Origin of the sequence: Oceanicaulis sp. (genome assembly GCA_040112665.1) — a bacterium.
Lineage (GTDB): Bacteria > Pseudomonadota > Alphaproteobacteria > Caulobacterales > Maricaulaceae > Oceanicaulis.
In genome coordinates, this window is the sequence record CP157796.1 from 2,238,446 (window position 1) to 2,253,366 (window position 14,921).

Here is a 14,921-nt window from a genome sequence, read left to right on the forward strand (position 1 = left end):
ACTGCCCGTATGCGCGATCTCAGATCCCGCCTCGCACGTACCACCATGCTCGCCGGTCTGGCCGGCGTGGCGCTTTCCGGCGCCGCTTTCGCTCAGGACGCCGACGCCGAGCAGACTGAAGCCCAGCCCGAAGTCACCGACGTCATCTCGGTGACCGGTTCGCGGATCGTCCGCGACGACTTCACCGCCTCCAACCCCGTCGTGTCGGTCGACGCGGAGAACATCGAGTACTCCGGCGCGACCAACCTGACGAACTTCCTTCAGGACTTCCCGGCCCTGGTGAACTCGTTCGACAGCCAGGACAGCGCGGACACGGCGAATTCCGGTTCGGCGGGCCTGAACCTTCTGAACCTGCGCAACCTCGGCACCCAGCGCACCCTGGTGCTGGTCGACGGCCGGCGTCACGTGGCCCAGTCCGAAGGCTCTTCGGCGGTCGACGTGAACACCATCCCGGTCGGCCTGGTCGAGCGCGTGGAAGTGCTCACCGGCGGCGCCTCGGCGATCTACGGCGCGGACGGCGTGTCCGGCGTGGTGAACTTCGTGCTGCGCGACGATTTCGTCGGCAACCAGGTCCGCGCTCAGGTCGGCACGACCGAAGCGGGCGGAGCGGACAATCTGTTCCTCAGCGCGCTCACCGGCCGTGATTTCCTGGACGGCAAGCTGAACCTCACCCTCGCGGCGGAATACGCGATGGACCAGGGGCTCGCCGCTTCGGAACGCGACTTCACCTCGGCCGGCAAGCGCTGGACGCTGGTTCAGAACCCTGACGATCGCGCCGTCGACGATCCGAACGTGCCCGACCGCATCTTCGTGCGCGACGCGCGCTATATCGACACCGGCCGCGGCGGCACGGTGACCTTCTCGCCGTTCGGCTCCCCCGAATTCGAGGGCGACGGCGACGTGTGGGACATCGGCACCTATGCGGGCGGTTTCGTCACGATCGGGGGCTCCGGCACGCGTCTGGACGACTTCGTCGACGAGCTGCTGCCCGATAACGAGCGCTTCGTGCTCAACTCCACCCAGCGCTATGATCTGGGCGGCGGGCACGCCCTGTTCGGCGAGCTGAAATACGTCGAGACCCATACCGGTTTCCAGGCGCAGCCGACCTTCGACTTCGCCATTCCGGTCATGACCGACGTCGCCTTCGTGCCGCAGAGCGTGCGTGACGCGGCGCCGGGCGGCACGATCTATCTCAACCGGGACAATTTCGACCTGGGCTACACCGGCACCGACATCGAACGGCGCACCTTCCGCGGCGTCGCCGGGATCGAAGGCGCGTTCGACGTGCTAGGCGGGGTGAATTACGAGGCGTCCTACACCTACGGCCGCACCCAGTCCGACACCGAGTATTACGGCGACCGGCTGAACGACCGCTTCTTCGCGGCGATCGACTCCGTTGTCGATCCCGTCTCCGGCGAGATCGTCTGCCGTTCGGATCTCGATCCGACCGCCGTGCCGGGCGGTCTCGACCCGGCCGTGTTCGGCCAGACCTTCACCCCGGGCGCGAACTCGGGCTGCGTGCCCGCCGACGTGTTCGGCGAGGACATCTCGGCTGAAGCGCGGGCGTGGATCACCGACACCCAGTCCTACTCCGACGAGATCGAACAGTCCGTGGTGCAGGCCTTCGTGTCCGGCGACACCGACACCTTCTTCTCCCTGCCGGGCGGCCCGATCGCCTGGGTGCTCGGCGCGGAATACCGCGAGGAGGAGTCCAGCTCCTTCGCCTCGGACATCGAAGAGCAGTCCGCCGCCATCGGGTCGGACATCAGCTGGATCGGCCAGCGGACGGACTCTTCGGGTTCGTTCGACGTGACCGAATTCTTCGGCGAGGTCGAAGCCCCGCTTCTGGTCGATCTGCCCTTCATCCAGGAGCTGACCGTGGACGCGGCCTATCGCTGGTCGGACTATTCCACGGCCGGTCAGACCGACACCTGGAAGGTCGGCGGCCTGTGGCGGGTCAACGATCAGGTCATGTTCCGCGGCACGGTCGCCCAGGCGGTCCGCGCGCCGAACATCACCAACCTGTTCCTGCCGCAAACCCAGACCTTCGCGTTCATCGACGATCCGTGCGACCAGCTCAACGTCGATGCGGGGTCTGACCTGCGCTACGAGAACTGCCAGGCCGATCTCGGGTTCGATCCGAACACCTACACCGACACCACCTCCTCTTCGATCGAGGGCCTGGTGGGCGGCAACCCGGATCTGCTGCCGGAGACCGCCGATACGGTGACCTACGGCGTGGTGCTGACCCCGAGCTTCATCGACGGTCTGCAGCTCGCGGTGGACTATTACGACATCGAACTGGCCGACGCGATCCTCAGCGTCGACCCGCAGACCATCGCCGAACAGTGCGTGGACCTGCCGCGTCCCAACCAGTTCTGTGACCTGGTCGAACGTAACCCGGCCGACGGCACGATCGAGTTCTTCCGCCAGTACTTCGTCAACGTGGGCGCCTACACCACGTCCGGCGTCGACTTCTCGGCGCGGTACCTGATCGATCCGGCCGATTTCGGGCTCGAGCGTGATATCGGCACCTTCGCGGTGACGCTCGCGGGCTCGCACCTGGAAAGCCTGACCTTCCAGGACCTGCCCGACGCAGAGCCCGACGAGCAGGCCGGCGATCCGGGCGCTCCTGAGTGGCAGGCCACGCTGGACGTGACCTGGAACATGGACCGCTGGACGGTGAACTACGGCACCAACTGGTACGACGAGACCCGCCGGGTTTCGGTCGAGCGTCTCGAAGCCGATCCGGATTTCGTCGCGCCCGAGTACATCATGTTCGACCAGCGCTGGACCCACGATCTCCAGGTGCGCTACGGCTTCACCGACGAGATCCAGCTCTACGCCGGCGTGAACAATCTCGGTAACCAGCTGCCCGACATCGGCTCGACCTCGACGCCGGTGGGCGTGCAGGGCCGGTCCTTCTACGCCGGGATCAGCGCCGAGTTCTAAACCACGACCCCGATTGCAAACCGACTGGGCCGGGGAGGGCGACCTCCCCGGCCTTTTTTTATCGCCCGCGATAGCGCGCGATCATCTCTGGCGTGACGTCGTTGCGATAGCAGAGCGGGGCGTGTCCGCCGGGCCTGGAATAGGCCGACCGGCGGCCGCATCGCGACCCGTTCCGCGCGGTGGTGTAGGGGCAGGGGCAGGCGCCGGGATAGTTCGCGATGCTCCGCCGGATCAGGATGTCGGCGATCTGATCGTCGCTTGGCGCGGGCTGTGCGGCGCGCGGCGGCGTGCAGGTCCGGGTGAGATAGCGCGCCGCGACATGGCCCGAGCGACCTGTCGCGGGAACCTGCACCGCCGCCCAGCCTCCGCTCGCGTCCTCGCTGGCCTCTTGGGTTTCGACGCGCGTCCCGGACGGCAGAACCGCGAGGACCGGCGCGGTTTCGGACGGCGCGGCTCTGAGCCGCAGCTCGGTCGTGGTGAACCGCGTGGTTTCGGGCTGAGGCTGCGGACAGTCGGCCGCGAGCGCCGCCGGGGCGGCGAGGATGAGCGAGAAAAGAACAAGAACGCCGCGCATGACGCCTCCAGACCGGGATGGAAGACGTCATGCTCCTATGGGTTGCTATACGCCCATATGTGACCAAAGGTGGCGCCATGTGAGGAGAAATCGCGGAACCGATACGCCCCTTGACGCGATTAGTGAACAATGTTCACTTTTTTGCCGTGAAGCAACGAAGCAAGGCCCGCCATGGCCCGGACCCCGCCGCGCTATCCCTACCGACCCGTAAGGCCGCTCAAGGCGCTTCAGGCGTTTTACGGGCTGACGCAGGACCGTGACGACACGCGCTATGTCTTCGCCTTCTTCGAAGCGGTGAACGGCCGGTCGCAGGAAGACTGGTTCGATCGCTTTTTCGCCTCGGACTACGGCCAGTCCGTCGTCGCCGATCATGAGCGCATCGGCCGGGTCCTGACCGACCGCAAGACGCTTGAAAGCTACGGCGAGGGCACGTTCGCGGCGGCGTATCTGCACTATCTCGACAGCGAAGGGCTGCACCCGACGGGCGTGCATGACGCCCACTGGGCCCAGGCGCCGCAGGACATGGCGACCCTGCAGGAGCGCTACCCGCACATGTACGCGCTGACCTACATGATGGCGCTCACCCACGATCTCTATCACGTGCTGACCGGATACGGCCGCGATCCGCTGGGCGAGGCGCTGTTGCTGGTTTTCACCGGCTGCCAGACCGGCTCGCGCGGTTCGCGGCTCTTGGGCGCGATGGCCGGCCTCAGGATCCGCGCGGAGATCCCGTCCTGGCCGGTGGGTAAGATGATGAACGAGGCGGTGGCCCTGTCGCGCGGCGCGAAAACCTTCGCCTCCCTCGATCTTCTCGAGCTTCTGCCCCTGAAGCTGGACGACGCCCGCAAGCGGCTCGATCTGGGCCGCCCGGAACTCTACATCGCCACCCGCGAAGCCTGGACCGGCCCCGAACCGGTGACCGCGAAGGCGGCGTGAACCGCCCGGCCCTCTTGCCCCGTTCCTGAATCCTGCTAAAGCGGCCCCGCAAGAGAGAAGGAGGCCCGCCCGATGCAGATCACTGAGGGGCTCACCTTCGACGACGTGCTCTTGCAGCCCGGTTCGTCGGAAGTGCTGCCAGCCGACGCCGACGTGAAAACCCGGCTCACCCCGCAGATCGCCCTGAACCTGCCGATCCTGTCCGCCGCCATGGACACGGTCACGGAGTCCCGGCTGGCCATCGCCATGGCCCAGGCCGGCGGCGTGGGGGTCATCCACCGCAATCTCGACATCGCCGAGCAGGCCGAGGAGGTCCGCCGGGTCAAGCGCTATGAAAGCGGCATGGTGGTCAATCCGATCACCATCGGTCCGGACGCGCCGCTCTCCGCCCTCAAGGAGATCATGGACGCGAACGGCATCTCCGGCATTCCGGTGGTCGAGCAGAACGGCGGCCCCACGGGGCGGCTGGTGGGCATCATCACCAACCGCGACGTGCGCTTCGCCGACGATCTGAGCCAGCCGGTCAGCACGCTGATGACCCGGGAGAACCTGGTCACCGTCCAGCCCGGCGTGAACCAGGCCGAAGCGCGGCGGCTGCTGCACAAGCACCGGATCGAGCGGCTGCTGGTGGTGGACTCCGAAGGCCATTGCGTGGGCCTGATGACCGTCAAGGACATGATGAAGGCCGAAGCCCATCCCAACGCGGCCAAGGACGATCAGGGCCGGCTGCGCGTGGCGGCGGCCACCACGGTGGGCGATGCGGGCTATGAGCGCGCCGAGGCGCTTATGGACGCCGGCGTCGACGTCGTCGTCATCGACACCGCCCACGGCATGAGCGCGAGCGTGCTCGAACAGGTCCGCCGCATCAAGAAGGCCTCCAACGCCACCCAGGTCGTCGCCGGCAACGTCGCCACTTACGACGGCGCGCGCGCGCTGTTCGACGCGGGCGCGGACACGGTGAAGGTGGGCATCGGGCCGGGCTCGATCTGCACCACCCGGATCGTGGCGGGCGTGGGCGTGCCCCAGCTGACCGCCATCATGGAATGCGCGCGCGCCAAGGAGGGCTTTAACGGCGCGATCATCGCCGACGGCGGCATCAAGTATTCCGGCGACATGGCCAAGGCGATCGCGGCGGGCGCGGACTGCGTGATGATGGGCTCGATGCTTGCGGGTACTGAAGAAGCGCCCGGCGAGGTCTTCCTTTATCAGGGCCGCTCCTACAAGGCGTATCGCGGCATGGGCAGCGTCGGCGCCATGGCGCGCGGCTCGGCGGACCGGTATTTCCAGAAGGAAGTCACCGACCGGATGAAGCTGGTGCCAGAAGGCATCGAGGGCCAGGTGCCCTATAAAGGCCCGATCGGCCCGATCCTGCACCAGATGGTCGGCGGGCTGCGCGCCGCGATGGGATACACCGGGGCGAAATCCATCCCCGAGTTCCAGGACAAGGCGACTTTCGTGCGGATCACCAATGCGGGCCTGCGCGAAAGCCATGTCCACGACGTGGCGATCACCCGCGAGGCGCCGAACTACCCCACGCCGAACTAGGCGGGAAAGAAGACCCATGAAGGAAGGCGCACGCGTCGCCGGTGCGATCGAGGTGCTCGACCTCGTGCTGAACCGTCACCAGCCGGTGAAGGAGGCGCTGCGCGACTGGGGCAAGCAGCGCCGCTTCGCAGGCTCGAAGGACCGCGCCTGGATTTCCGGCCTGGTGCTGGACGCGCTGCGCCGCCGGGCCTCGATCCGCGACGCCATGGCCTCCGACGATCCGCGCGCGCTGGCGCTGGGCGCGCTGCACGTCGCCTGGGGGATGAGCGCGGACGAGATCGCCGCAATGTTCGAGGGCGACGATCACGCGCCCGAACCCCTGACCGCGGCCGAACGCGGCGGGCTGATCCGGTCGGGCGACGGCGAGGCGCCGCTGCATGTCGCCGCGGAAATTCCCGAATGGCTCGAGCTCGCCTTCAAGAAGGCCTTCGGCGCGGAAGCCGCCGCCGAAGGCCTCGCCATGGCCGGGCGCGCGCCGGTCGATCTGCGCGTGAACACGCTGAAGACCGACTACGCCCGCGCGCTCAAGGAAGTCCGCTCGAAGCTTGCCGCCGTCGAGGAGAGCGATCTCGTCACCGGCGCGCTGCGCATCCCCGAGACCGACCCGCGCGCCAAGGCGCCCGGCGCGGAAGCCATTCCCGCTTATGGAAAAGGCTGGATCGAGGTGCAGGATCTGGGCTCTCAGATCGCCGCGCTCGCCGCCGGCGATGCGGCCGGCAAGCAGGTGCTCGACTATTGCGCCGGGGCCGGCGGCAAGACGCTGGCGCTCTCCGCCCTGATGGACAATTCAGGCCAGGTCTACGCCTGGGACGTGGACGGACGGCGGCTGAAGGCGATCTGGCCGCGCCTTCAGCGCTCGGGCGCACGCAACGTGCAGGTCCGTGACGGCAAGGAGGCCGAGACGCTGGGCGATCTCGCAGGATCGATGGATCTCGTGTTCATCGACGCGCCCTGCACCGGCTCGGGCACCTGGCGGCGCCGGCCGGACAGCAAGTGGAAGCTGAAGTCTGAAGCTCTGAAACGCCGCATGGCCGAACAGGACGAGGTGCTGGAAAAAGCCTCCGTCTACGTCAAACCCGGCGGGCGCATGGTCTACGTGACATGCTCGGTCCTGCCCGAGGAGAACGAGGAGCGCGTCAGCGCCTTCCTCGAAGGCCGCACCGACTTCACCCCTGTGCCCGCCAGCGAGGCGATCGCCGCATCCGGCCGCCTCGCCCAAGGCGCGAAAGAACGCCTCGCCGCTCTGGAAGGCCGCTGGGGCGCGATCCAGCTCACCCCGCTCCGGACCGGCACGGACGGATTTTACGTGTGCGTGCTGGAGAAGGCGGGGTAGGGGCGTGCTCGCAGTCCGGGCGCTGCATGCTGATCTGAAGGCGCAGGGACGGCTGGAACCGGCTTCGCAAAACGCCTGATCCGCGCTATGCGCTGATCATGACCGAGATTCCCGCCCATCATGAAAAAGCGCTGGTGATCGACTTCGGCAGTCAGGTCACCCAGCTCATCGCCCGCCGGCTTCGCGAAAGCGGGGTCTATTGCGAGGTTCACCCCTTCAACCGGGTCGACGACGCGTTTCTGGACAGGTTCGCGCCCAGGGCGGTTATCCTGTCCGGCGGGCCGGCGAGCGTGCACGGCGAAGGCACCCCGCGCGCCGCGCAGAAAGTCTTCGAGCTGGGCGTGCCGGTGCTGGGCATCTGCTATGGCGAGCAGACCATGTGCGCCCAGCTGGGCGGCAGCGTCGAGGCCGCCGAGGAGCGCGAGTTCGGCCGCGCCGATATCGAGATCACCGCCGACAGCCCGCTGTTCGACGGGCTGGGCTCTGTCGGCCATCTCGAGCGGGTCTGGATGAGCCATGGCGACCGGGTGAACGCGATCCCGCAGGGCTTCCACCCGATCGCGGCGACCACGCACGCCCCCTTCGCCGCCATCGCCGACGAGGCCCGGCGCTTTTACGGCGTTCAGTTCCACCCCGAGGTCGTGAACACGCCGCGCGGCGCGCTGATCCTCAGAAACTTCACCCACGAGATCGCGGGGATGAAGGGCGACTGGACGATGGCCGCCTTCAAGGAGGAGGCGATCGCGAAGATCCGCGAGCAGGTCGGCTCGGGCAAGGTGATCTGCGGGCTTTCGGGCGGGGTGGACAGCTCGGTCGCCGCGGTGCTGATCCACGAGGCGATCGGCGACCAGCTGACCTGCGTGTTCGTGGACACGGGCCTCATGCGCGCAGGCGAGGCCGAGCAGGTCGTCACCCTGTTCCGCGAGCATTACAACATCCCGCTGGTGCACGCCGACGAGGAGGAGCGCTTCCTCACCGCGCTCGCCGGCGAAACAGACCCTGAGACCAAGCGCAAGACCATCGGAAAGCTCTTCATCGACGTCTTCGAGGAGCACGCCAGATCTGTCGGCGGCGCGGACTTCCTGGCCCAGGGTACGCTCTACCCCGACGTGATCGAATCCGTCTCCTTCGACGGCGGCCCTTCGGTGACGATCAAGTCCCACCACAATGTCGGCGGCCTGCCCGAGCGCATGAACATGAAGCTCGTCGAGCCCCTGCGCGAGCTTTTCAAGGACGAGGTGAGGGCGCTGGGCCGCGAGCTCGGCCTGCCCGACGCTTTCGTCGGCCGCCACCCTTTCCCGGGGCCGGGCCTGGCCATCCGCATTCCCGGCGCGGTCAGCAAGGAGAAGGCGGACGTGCTGAGGAAGGCCGACGCGATCTATATCGAGGAGATCAAAAAGGCTGGCCTCTACGACTCCATCTGGCAGGCCTTCGCCGTGCTTCTGCCCGTGCAGACCGTCGGCGTGATGGGCGATGCGCGCACCTACGACAACGTGCTGGCCCTGCGCGCCGTGACCTCCACCGACGGCATGACCGCAGACTACTTCCCCTTCGACCACGACTTCCTCGGCCGCGTCGCGACCCGCATCATCAACGAAGTGCGCGGCGTGAACCGGGTCGTCTACGACGTGACCAGCAAGCCGCCGGGCACGATCGAGTGGGAGTAGGGGGCATGATCCTAGACTTCAAAGAAATACCGTCACCCACAGCCAAAGAGCACTCCAACGACGAGTTCGAGGAATTTGCACAAGAGGTTCTCGCTGCGCTTGGTTATAGTATCGAACGTGGTGTTAGCCGCGGGGCTGATGGTGGCAAAGATTTAATTGTTGTAGAGGCGCGCGGAGGTGTTTCTGGTGTAACGAGAATAAAGTGGCTCGTAAGCTGTAAACATTTTGCTCACTCGAATAGGGCAGTCGGGGTTGCTCACGAGGCTGATATTCGAGAAAGGGTTGAGCAGCACGGTTGCGATGGATTTATCGGCTTCTACAGCTCAAATCCTTCTAGTTCACTTGAGGAACGGTTAGACGCGTTGAAAATCCCAACGCAAATTCTCGCTCCAGCACAAATCGAGCGAATTTGCCTGTCAGACGCCAAGTCTCAATTTGTCGCTCAGAGGTATTTCCCAAGGTCGTACGCGTCATGGGCGCGCGAAAACCCCGAGCCGGCAAAGATATTTCATGAAAAATTTAACCTTGAGTGTGAAGTGTGTAGAAATGATCTGTTAAATGAGCGGTCCGCTGGAATTTATGTCGTCTATGTCAAATATGATGACGACACCGGGAAGTCACATAATCGAGCTGTGCATTTTGTATGTAAAGGTAGGTGTGATCGTGTGATGGAGCAGCGCGATCTCCGCAAAGGAGAGATTGATGGGTGGGAAGATATTCCTGATTTGAAAAATCCTACAATCTGGATGCGGAAGATGTTTGGGGTGCAGAATGCGCTTCGGGATGGAGAGACTTGGGAAGACGATGCGTATGTCAAGTTTCGGACCTTTATGTGCGGAATGGCGCAATTCGCACTGCGGTCTCCAACCACCGCTGAGAGGCAAGAAGTGGAAAGCTTGCTCGCGCTTTGGGATTCCGGGCTAGGCTAAATTACTTCGTTACGTTTCCGTCGACTGTTTCAGAATGCGTGCCCACGTAGCTAGCCGGAGCGTCTTGTTGCACGTAGACACCCGCCCCACATGAAAACATGTTCAGCACATGAACAAGCAAATCCAGATCCGCGAGGTCCCTGACGAGACGCACCGTGCGCTGAAGGCGCGGGCGGCGTCCGAAGGGATGAGCATGAGCGAGTATCTCAAGCGGATGATCGAGCGTGAGCTGCAGCGCCCGGACTGGGCGTCGATCAAGCGCCGCCGGGCGCAGATGGAGCCGCTGGACATCACGAGTGATGAGATCGTGGCGATGATCCGCGAAGAGCGTGACAGCCGGTGATCGTGATCGACGCCTCGCTGGCGGTCGCGCTCATGATCAATCCGGCGGACGGCGAGGCGCTGAGCGACCGCATCGAGGCCGAGGGCGGGGCGCTCGCCGCCCCCGAGCTTCTGGACCTCGAAGTCGTCCAGGTGATGCGCCGGTAGGTGCGCCACGGCGGCGACCGGCAGCGTGTCGAACGCGGGTTTCAGACCCTCGACGACCTACGCATAGAGCGCTTCTCCCACGCGCCGCTTCGCGAGCGCATCTGGCAGCTCCGCGACAATCTCACCGCCTATGACGCGGCCTATTTCGCGCTGGCCGAAGCGCTGGACGTGCCGCTCTGGACGCGCGATGCGAAGCTTGCGGACGCGCCCGGCGCGAGCGTCCGCGTCGAAATCATTTGAGCCTTCAGGAATCCGCCCCATGACCACCGACCGTCTCGACCGTCTCGACCGTCTTGAAATGCATGTCGCTCAGCAGGACCAGGTGATTGAGGATCTGTCCGAGGCGCTGGCGCTGCAGCAGAAGGATATCGAGCGGCTGAAAGCCCGGCTTCTGGCGTCCGACGCGCGCATCGCCGAGCTCGAAGCCGGTCTGCCGCAGACGCCGGTGGAAAAGCCGCCGCATTATTGAGCGGTCACCCGCGCCAGGGGTCGATCACGTCGAGCCTCGCCGCCGCGAACGCCGTGGCGTCCCGGCTTGCAACAGCGAACCCGCGCGCGGCGGCGATCGCCGCGATATAACCGTCCGGTACAGGAAAACCGGCGCCGGCCGCTCTGGCTCGCGCCGCCAGCGCCCCATAATGGCGCGCCGCGTCCACGCCGAAGGCCAGCGTGCGCGGCTCGAACAGGGCCAGCACGCCTTCCAGCACGGCGCCGAGCGCCGCCTTGCGCTGTCCGTCGGGCAAGGCCGCGATCCCGAAGCTCAGCTCGGCCACGGTCACCGACGAGATGAACAGCGTTTCGGCGGCTTGGGCGTCGAGCCAGTTGCGCACCTGCGGGGCGGGGTCCGGCTTCATCGCTTCGGACACCACGTTCGTGTCGAGCAGGATCATTCGAAGCGCAGCGGCTCTGCAGGGCGGCGCTGCTTATCTTTCTCCAGCGCCTCCACGTCGGCGTTGGAAAGCCCGGCCTCACGGCTCAGGGCCGCGAGCGCGGCGCCCAGCCTGACCCGGCCCTCGGGTTTGACCGCAGCCTCGAGAATGGCGCGCATCTCCGCTTCCGCGCTGCGATTATTCTTCGCGGCGCGGAGCTTCAGCGCGCGGCGGACCTCTTCAGGCAGGTTGCGGATGGTCACGGCGGCCATGATTGCGTGCCCTGGATAACGATAGCGGTGCTATCAAAATACAAAATTGATAGCAATGCGCAATCCGCCGGGCGATTAAACCGCCGCGATCAGCGCGTAGACCAGCCCCGCCGACAGCAGCACCGTCACCGCGTCCTCGACCGCGCCGGCGATCCTGTTTCCTCCGATCCTCGCGCTCATCCGGCTGCGGGCGGCCTGACCGGCGTGGGCGCCGGCAAAGGCGCCGAGCGCGCCGAGCACCGCGCCGAACAGGCCCGCGCCGGCGAAGGAGGCCGCCAGGGTCCCGACCGCGGCGCCGGCGATCAGCCGAGCGCCGAGGGCGAGCCTGCTGGTGCGCGGCGGGGCGGTCGCCGCCTTGTCGCCGGCGAACTCGGCCAGCGCGAGCAGGGCGAGCACCAGGAACGCCCAGATCGAGCCCAGCCAGGCGAATCCCGCCTGCAGCGTCAGTCCGGTGAACACCACAAATCCGCTGAACACGGCGAGCGGCGTGAAGGTGCGAAGCCCGCTGGCGAAACCGAGCCCGAGGGCGATGAGCAGAAGCATGGCGGCGATCCTTTCAGCCTCTCCCAACGCGTAGGCGCCGCAGGACGATGCGCCGCACCGCCCGCTCGCAGCCTCCCGCTTTGACCTCCGCCCTGTTTGTACTAGTTTTGTTCCACGCGCAGCGTGCGGACGATCCCTCATGGCCAAGACCCTCATCCAGAAGCTCTCCATCCTCGCGGACGCGGCGAAATACGACGCCTCCTGCGCCTCGTCGGGGACGAGCAAGCGTCATTCGCTGGGCACGGGCGGGATCGGGTCGACCGAGGGCATGGGCATCTGCCACGCCTATGCGCCGGACGGGCGCTGCATCTCGCTTCTGAAGATCCTTCTGACCAATTTCTGCATTTTCGACTGCCGGTACTGCATCAACCGGTCGAGTTCGAACGTCGAGCGGGCGCGCTTCACCCCGGACGAAGTCGTCCGGCTGGTGCTCGATTTCTACAAGCGGAACTATATCGAGGGCCTGTTCCTGTCCTCAGGGATCATCCGCTCGCCGGACTATACGATGGAGCAGCTGACCGAGGTTGCCCGCTGCTTGCGCGAGGATCACGGCTTTCGCGGCTATATCCATCTTAAGACCATCGCCGAAGCCGATCCCGAACTGATCGAACAGGCCGGCCGCTACGCCGACCGGCTGAGCGTGAATATCGAGCTGCCCAGCGAAACGAGCCTCAGACAGTACGCGCCCGAAAAGACCGAGACGACCATCCGCAAGGCGATGGCCGACGTGCGCGCGCGCATCGACACCTTCGAGGGCGAGCGCGCGGAAAAGCGCCGCAAGGCGCAGCCGAAACGCTTCGCGCCGGGCGGGCAGTCCACCCAGATGATCGTGGGTGCGGACACGACCACCGATGTCGGCATCATCCGCAAAAGCGCCGATCTCTATGCGTCTTACCGGCTGAAGCGGGTGTACTTCTCCGCCTACAGCCCGATCCCGGACGCCTCGTCCGCCCTGCCGCCGGTCAAGCCGCCGCTGATGCGCGAGCACCGGCTCTACCAAGCCGACTGGATGGTGCGGTTTTACGGCTTCGACGCCGAGGAGGTCGCCGGCGCCACCAAAGACGGCATGCTCGATCTCGACATCGATCCCAAGCTCGCCTGGGCGCTGGCGAACCGGGCGCTGTTCCCGCTCGACGTCAATCGCGCCGACCGCGAGACCCTGCTGCGCGTGCCGGGGCTGGGGCCCAAATCGGTGGACCGGATCATCGCCGCGCGCCGGCACGGGCGGCTGCGGCTGGACGGGCTGTCCTCCATCGTCCGCTCGATGAAGCCGGTCCTGCCCTTCGTCACAGCGGCTGATTACAGCCCCGGCCGGACGCTTGACGCGGCCGATCTGCGGGCCCGCTTCGCGCCGCCGCCCAAACAGGGCGAGCTCTTCGCGTGATCGAGATCCCGCTCGCCTCCGAGACCGATTTCGAAGGCTGGCGCGCAGCCGCGCGATCGCTGTGCCTCACCGGCGCGGCGCCCGCGGACGTGGTCTGGCGTACGCCGTCCGCTCCGGCGAGCCTTCTGGCCGGCGCCCCGCCGCCAGAGGCTCCGGCGGGGAAGATCCGCGCCTCGAACCGCTTCATCGACATGGCGCGCAAGGCCGCCCACCACCGCGATCCCGAGCGTTTCGCCCGGCTCTACGCGCTTGTGGTCAAGCTGCAGGACCGGCCGCACCTTCTGGACGACCCGACCGACGCGGACGCCGTCTGGCTCGCCCGGGTCAACAAGGCGATCGGGCGCGACCTTCACAAGATGCACGCCTTCGTGCGCTTCAAGGCCGCCGGGCTGAGCGAGACCGGGCGCGAGCGCTTCGCCGCCTGGTTCGAGCCTGAACATCGCATCGTGCAGCTCGCCGCGCCCTTCTTCATGCGCCGTTTCACCGGCATGGACTGGGTGATCGTCACCCCCGACGGCACGGCGCGCTGGGACGGAGAGGCGCTGCGTTTCGGCCCGCCGGGCACGCGCAGCGACGTACCGGCCGAGGACGCAGTGGAGGATCAGTGGAAGACGTACTTCCAGTCGATCTTCAATCCCGCCCGGCTGAAGGTGTCCGCGATGACCGCGGAGATGCCGAAGAAATACTGGAAGAACCTGCCCGAAGCCGCGCTCATCCCGCAGATGATCGCCTCGGCCGAAGCGCGCGCCCGCGGCATGCAGGAAGCCGCGCCCTCTCAGCCCAACCCGCTCGCCTCGACGCTGGCTGCACGCAGGCCCGGCGACCGCGCCGGCCCGACCCTGGAGACGCTCGACGACGTGCGCCGCGCCGCCGCGCGCTGTCAACGCTGCCCGCTTCACGCCTGCGCGTCCCAGACCGTGTTCGGGGAGGGGCCGGCTGACGCCCGGCTGATGATCGTCGGCGAACAGCCCGGCGACCGGGAAGACATCGAAGGCCGGCCCTTCGTCGGCCCGGCCGGCCAGATGCTCGATCGATCTCTGGAAGCGGCGGGGCTCGATCGATCAGCGGCTTACCTGACGAACGCGGTCAAGCACTTCAAGTACGAACGGCGCGGCAAGCGGCGCATCCATCAGCGCCCCACCTCGGGCGAGATCGATCATTGCCGCTGGTGGCTCGATCTCGAGCGTGATCTGGTCGACCCTGAAGTGACGATCGCGCTCGGCGCCAGCGCGGCGCGCGGGCTCTTTGGTAAAAGCGTAAAAGTTTCAGAGCTTCGCGGCGAAATCCTCGATCTGAACGGCAAGCCGGCGCTGATCACCGTCCACCCCTCCTATCTCTTGCGCCTGCCCGACCCCGCGCGACGCGCCGAAGAGGAGGCGCGGTTCGTCGACGATCTGACCAAGGCGAGGGCGCTGCTCGCGGCGTGAG

15 protein-coding genes and 1 pseudogene are annotated in these 14,921 nt (G+C 66.4%); 12 read left to right on the forward strand and 4 right to left on the reverse strand.

Annotated features, from left to right (window positions below):
- The first annotated feature begins 9 nt into the window (after positions 1–9).
- The gene (locus tag ABL308_10945) at positions 10–2,952 is read left to right on the forward strand and encodes a TonB-dependent receptor (GenBank protein ID XBQ15470.1); all 2,943 of its coding nucleotides are present in this window, start codon (positions 10–12) and stop codon (positions 2,950–2,952) included.
- Positions 2,953–3,265: 313 nt separating this feature from the next.
- On the opposite strand, the pseudogene ABL308_10950 reads toward ABL308_10945, so the two are convergent.
- A pseudogene (locus ABL308_10950) lies at positions 3,266–3,526 on the reverse strand (SH3 domain-containing protein).
- 171 nt (positions 3,527–3,697) lie between these two features.
- Between ABL308_10950 and ABL308_10955 the strand changes: the two are divergent.
- The 9 genes from ABL308_10955 (at position 3,698) to ABL308_10995 (ending at position 10,894) form a co-directional block, all read left to right on the forward strand.
- A complete protein-coding gene (locus ABL308_10955; protein XBQ15471.1) occupies positions 3,698–4,462 on the forward strand; it encodes a Coq4 family protein in 765 nt (254 codons plus the stop codon).
- Positions 4,463–4,534: 72 nt separating this feature from the next.
- The gene (gene guaB, locus ABL308_10960) at positions 4,535–6,007 is read left to right on the forward strand and encodes an IMP dehydrogenase (protein XBQ15472.1); all 1,473 of its coding nucleotides are present in this window, start codon (positions 4,535–4,537) and stop codon (positions 6,005–6,007) included.
- 16 nt (positions 6,008–6,023) lie between these two features.
- Positions 6,024–7,340 carry an RsmB/NOP family class I SAM-dependent RNA methyltransferase gene (locus ABL308_10965; protein ID XBQ15473.1) on the forward strand — a complete coding sequence of 439 codons (1,317 nt, stop codon included), beginning with the start codon at positions 6,024–6,026 and terminating at the stop codon, positions 7,338–7,340.
- A 98-nt stretch (positions 7,341–7,438) separates the two neighbouring features.
- Positions 7,439–9,007 carry a glutamine-hydrolyzing GMP synthase gene (gene guaA, locus ABL308_10970; GenBank protein XBQ15474.1) on the forward strand — a complete coding sequence of 523 codons (1,569 nt, stop codon included), beginning with the start codon at positions 7,439–7,441 and terminating at the stop codon, positions 9,005–9,007.
- A gap of 5 nt (positions 9,008–9,012) precedes the next feature.
- Positions 9,013–9,936, forward strand: a complete 924-nt coding sequence (locus ABL308_10975) for a restriction endonuclease (GenBank protein ID XBQ15475.1) — start codon at positions 9,013–9,015, stop codon at positions 9,934–9,936.
- Between the two features lie 109 nt (positions 9,937–10,045).
- On the forward strand, positions 10,046–10,279 hold the full coding sequence (locus ABL308_10980; GenBank protein XBQ15476.1) for a hypothetical protein: 234 nt from the start codon (positions 10,046–10,048) through the stop codon (positions 10,277–10,279).
- A complete protein-coding gene (locus tag ABL308_10985) occupies positions 10,276–10,425 on the forward strand; it encodes a hypothetical protein (protein XBQ15477.1) in 150 nt (49 codons plus the stop codon). Before ABL308_10980 ends, ABL308_10985 begins: the two co-directional genes overlap by 4 nt.
- A complete protein-coding gene (locus ABL308_10990; GenBank protein ID XBQ15478.1) occupies positions 10,426–10,665 on the forward strand; it encodes a type II toxin-antitoxin system VapC family toxin in 240 nt (79 codons plus the stop codon).
- Between the two features lie 19 nt (positions 10,666–10,684).
- On the forward strand, positions 10,685–10,894 hold the full coding sequence (locus ABL308_10995) for a SlyX family protein (protein ID XBQ15479.1): 210 nt from the start codon (positions 10,685–10,687) through the stop codon (positions 10,892–10,894).
- 4 nt (positions 10,895–10,898) lie between these two features.
- Here the strand turns inward: ABL308_10995 and ABL308_11000 are convergent, their stop codons facing one another.
- The 3 genes from ABL308_11000 to ABL308_11010 form a co-directional block, all read right to left on the reverse strand.
- Positions 10,899–11,315 (reverse strand): PIN domain-containing protein, encoded by a 417-nt coding sequence (locus ABL308_11000; GenBank protein XBQ15480.1) that lies wholly within the window; start codon positions 11,313–11,315, stop codon positions 10,899–10,901.
- The gene (locus ABL308_11005) at positions 11,312–11,566 is read right to left on the reverse strand and encodes an Arc family DNA-binding protein (GenBank protein XBQ15481.1); all 255 of its coding nucleotides are present in this window, start codon (positions 11,564–11,566) and stop codon (positions 11,312–11,314) included. Before ABL308_11005 ends, ABL308_11000 begins: the two co-directional genes overlap by 4 nt.
- 75 nt (positions 11,567–11,641) lie before the next feature.
- Positions 11,642–12,109: a DUF4126 family protein gene (locus ABL308_11010; protein XBQ15482.1), complete on the reverse strand. Its 468-nt coding sequence runs from the start codon at positions 12,107–12,109 to the stop codon at positions 11,642–11,644.
- Positions 12,110–12,248: 139 nt separating this feature from the next.
- Here ABL308_11010 and ABL308_11015 point away from each other — a divergent pair, with 139 nt between their 5' ends.
- Positions 12,249–13,493 (forward strand): putative DNA modification/repair radical SAM protein, encoded by a 1,245-nt coding sequence (locus tag ABL308_11015; GenBank protein XBQ15483.1) that lies wholly within the window; start codon positions 12,249–12,251, stop codon positions 13,491–13,493.
- Positions 13,490–14,920: a UdgX family uracil-DNA binding protein gene (locus ABL308_11020; GenBank protein ID XBQ15484.1), complete on the forward strand. Its 1,431-nt coding sequence runs from the start codon at positions 13,490–13,492 to the stop codon at positions 14,918–14,920. Before ABL308_11015 ends, ABL308_11020 begins: the two co-directional genes overlap by 4 nt.
- The last annotated feature ends 1 nt before the right edge of the window (position 14,921 follow it).

Coding starts and splice junctions, on each gene's coding strand:
- ABL308_10965 (XBQ15473.1), top strand. CDS start 6,024: ATGAAGGAAGGCGCACGCGTCGCCGGTGCGATCGAGGTGCTCGACCTC.
- guaB (XBQ15472.1), top strand. CDS start 4,535: ATGCAGATCACTGAGGGGCTCACCTTCGACGACGTGCTCTTGCAGCCC.
- guaA (XBQ15474.1), top strand. CDS start 7,439: ATGACCGAGATTCCCGCCCATCATGAAAAAGCGCTGGTGATCGACTTC.
- ABL308_11000 (XBQ15480.1), bottom strand. CDS start 11,315: ATGATCCTGCTCGACACGAACGTGGTGTCCGAAGCGATGAAGCCGGAC.
- ABL308_10945 (XBQ15470.1), top strand. CDS start 10: ATGCGCGATCTCAGATCCCGCCTCGCACGTACCACCATGCTCGCCGGT.
- ABL308_10995 (XBQ15479.1), top strand. CDS start 10,685: ATGACCACCGACCGTCTCGACCGTCTCGACCGTCTTGAAATGCATGTC.
- ABL308_10955 (XBQ15471.1), top strand. CDS start 3,698: ATGGCCCGGACCCCGCCGCGCTATCCCTACCGACCCGTAAGGCCGCTC.
- ABL308_11005 (XBQ15481.1), bottom strand. CDS start 11,566: ATGGCCGCCGTGACCATCCGCAACCTGCCTGAAGAGGTCCGCCGCGCG.
- ABL308_11015 (XBQ15483.1), top strand. CDS start 12,249: ATGGCCAAGACCCTCATCCAGAAGCTCTCCATCCTCGCGGACGCGGCG.
- ABL308_11010 (XBQ15482.1), bottom strand. CDS start 12,109: ATGCTTCTGCTCATCGCCCTCGGGCTCGGTTTCGCCAGCGGGCTTCGC.
- ABL308_10980 (XBQ15476.1), top strand. CDS start 10,046: ATGAACAAGCAAATCCAGATCCGCGAGGTCCCTGACGAGACGCACCGT.
- ABL308_10975 (XBQ15475.1), top strand. CDS start 9,013: ATGATCCTAGACTTCAAAGAAATACCGTCACCCACAGCCAAAGAGCAC.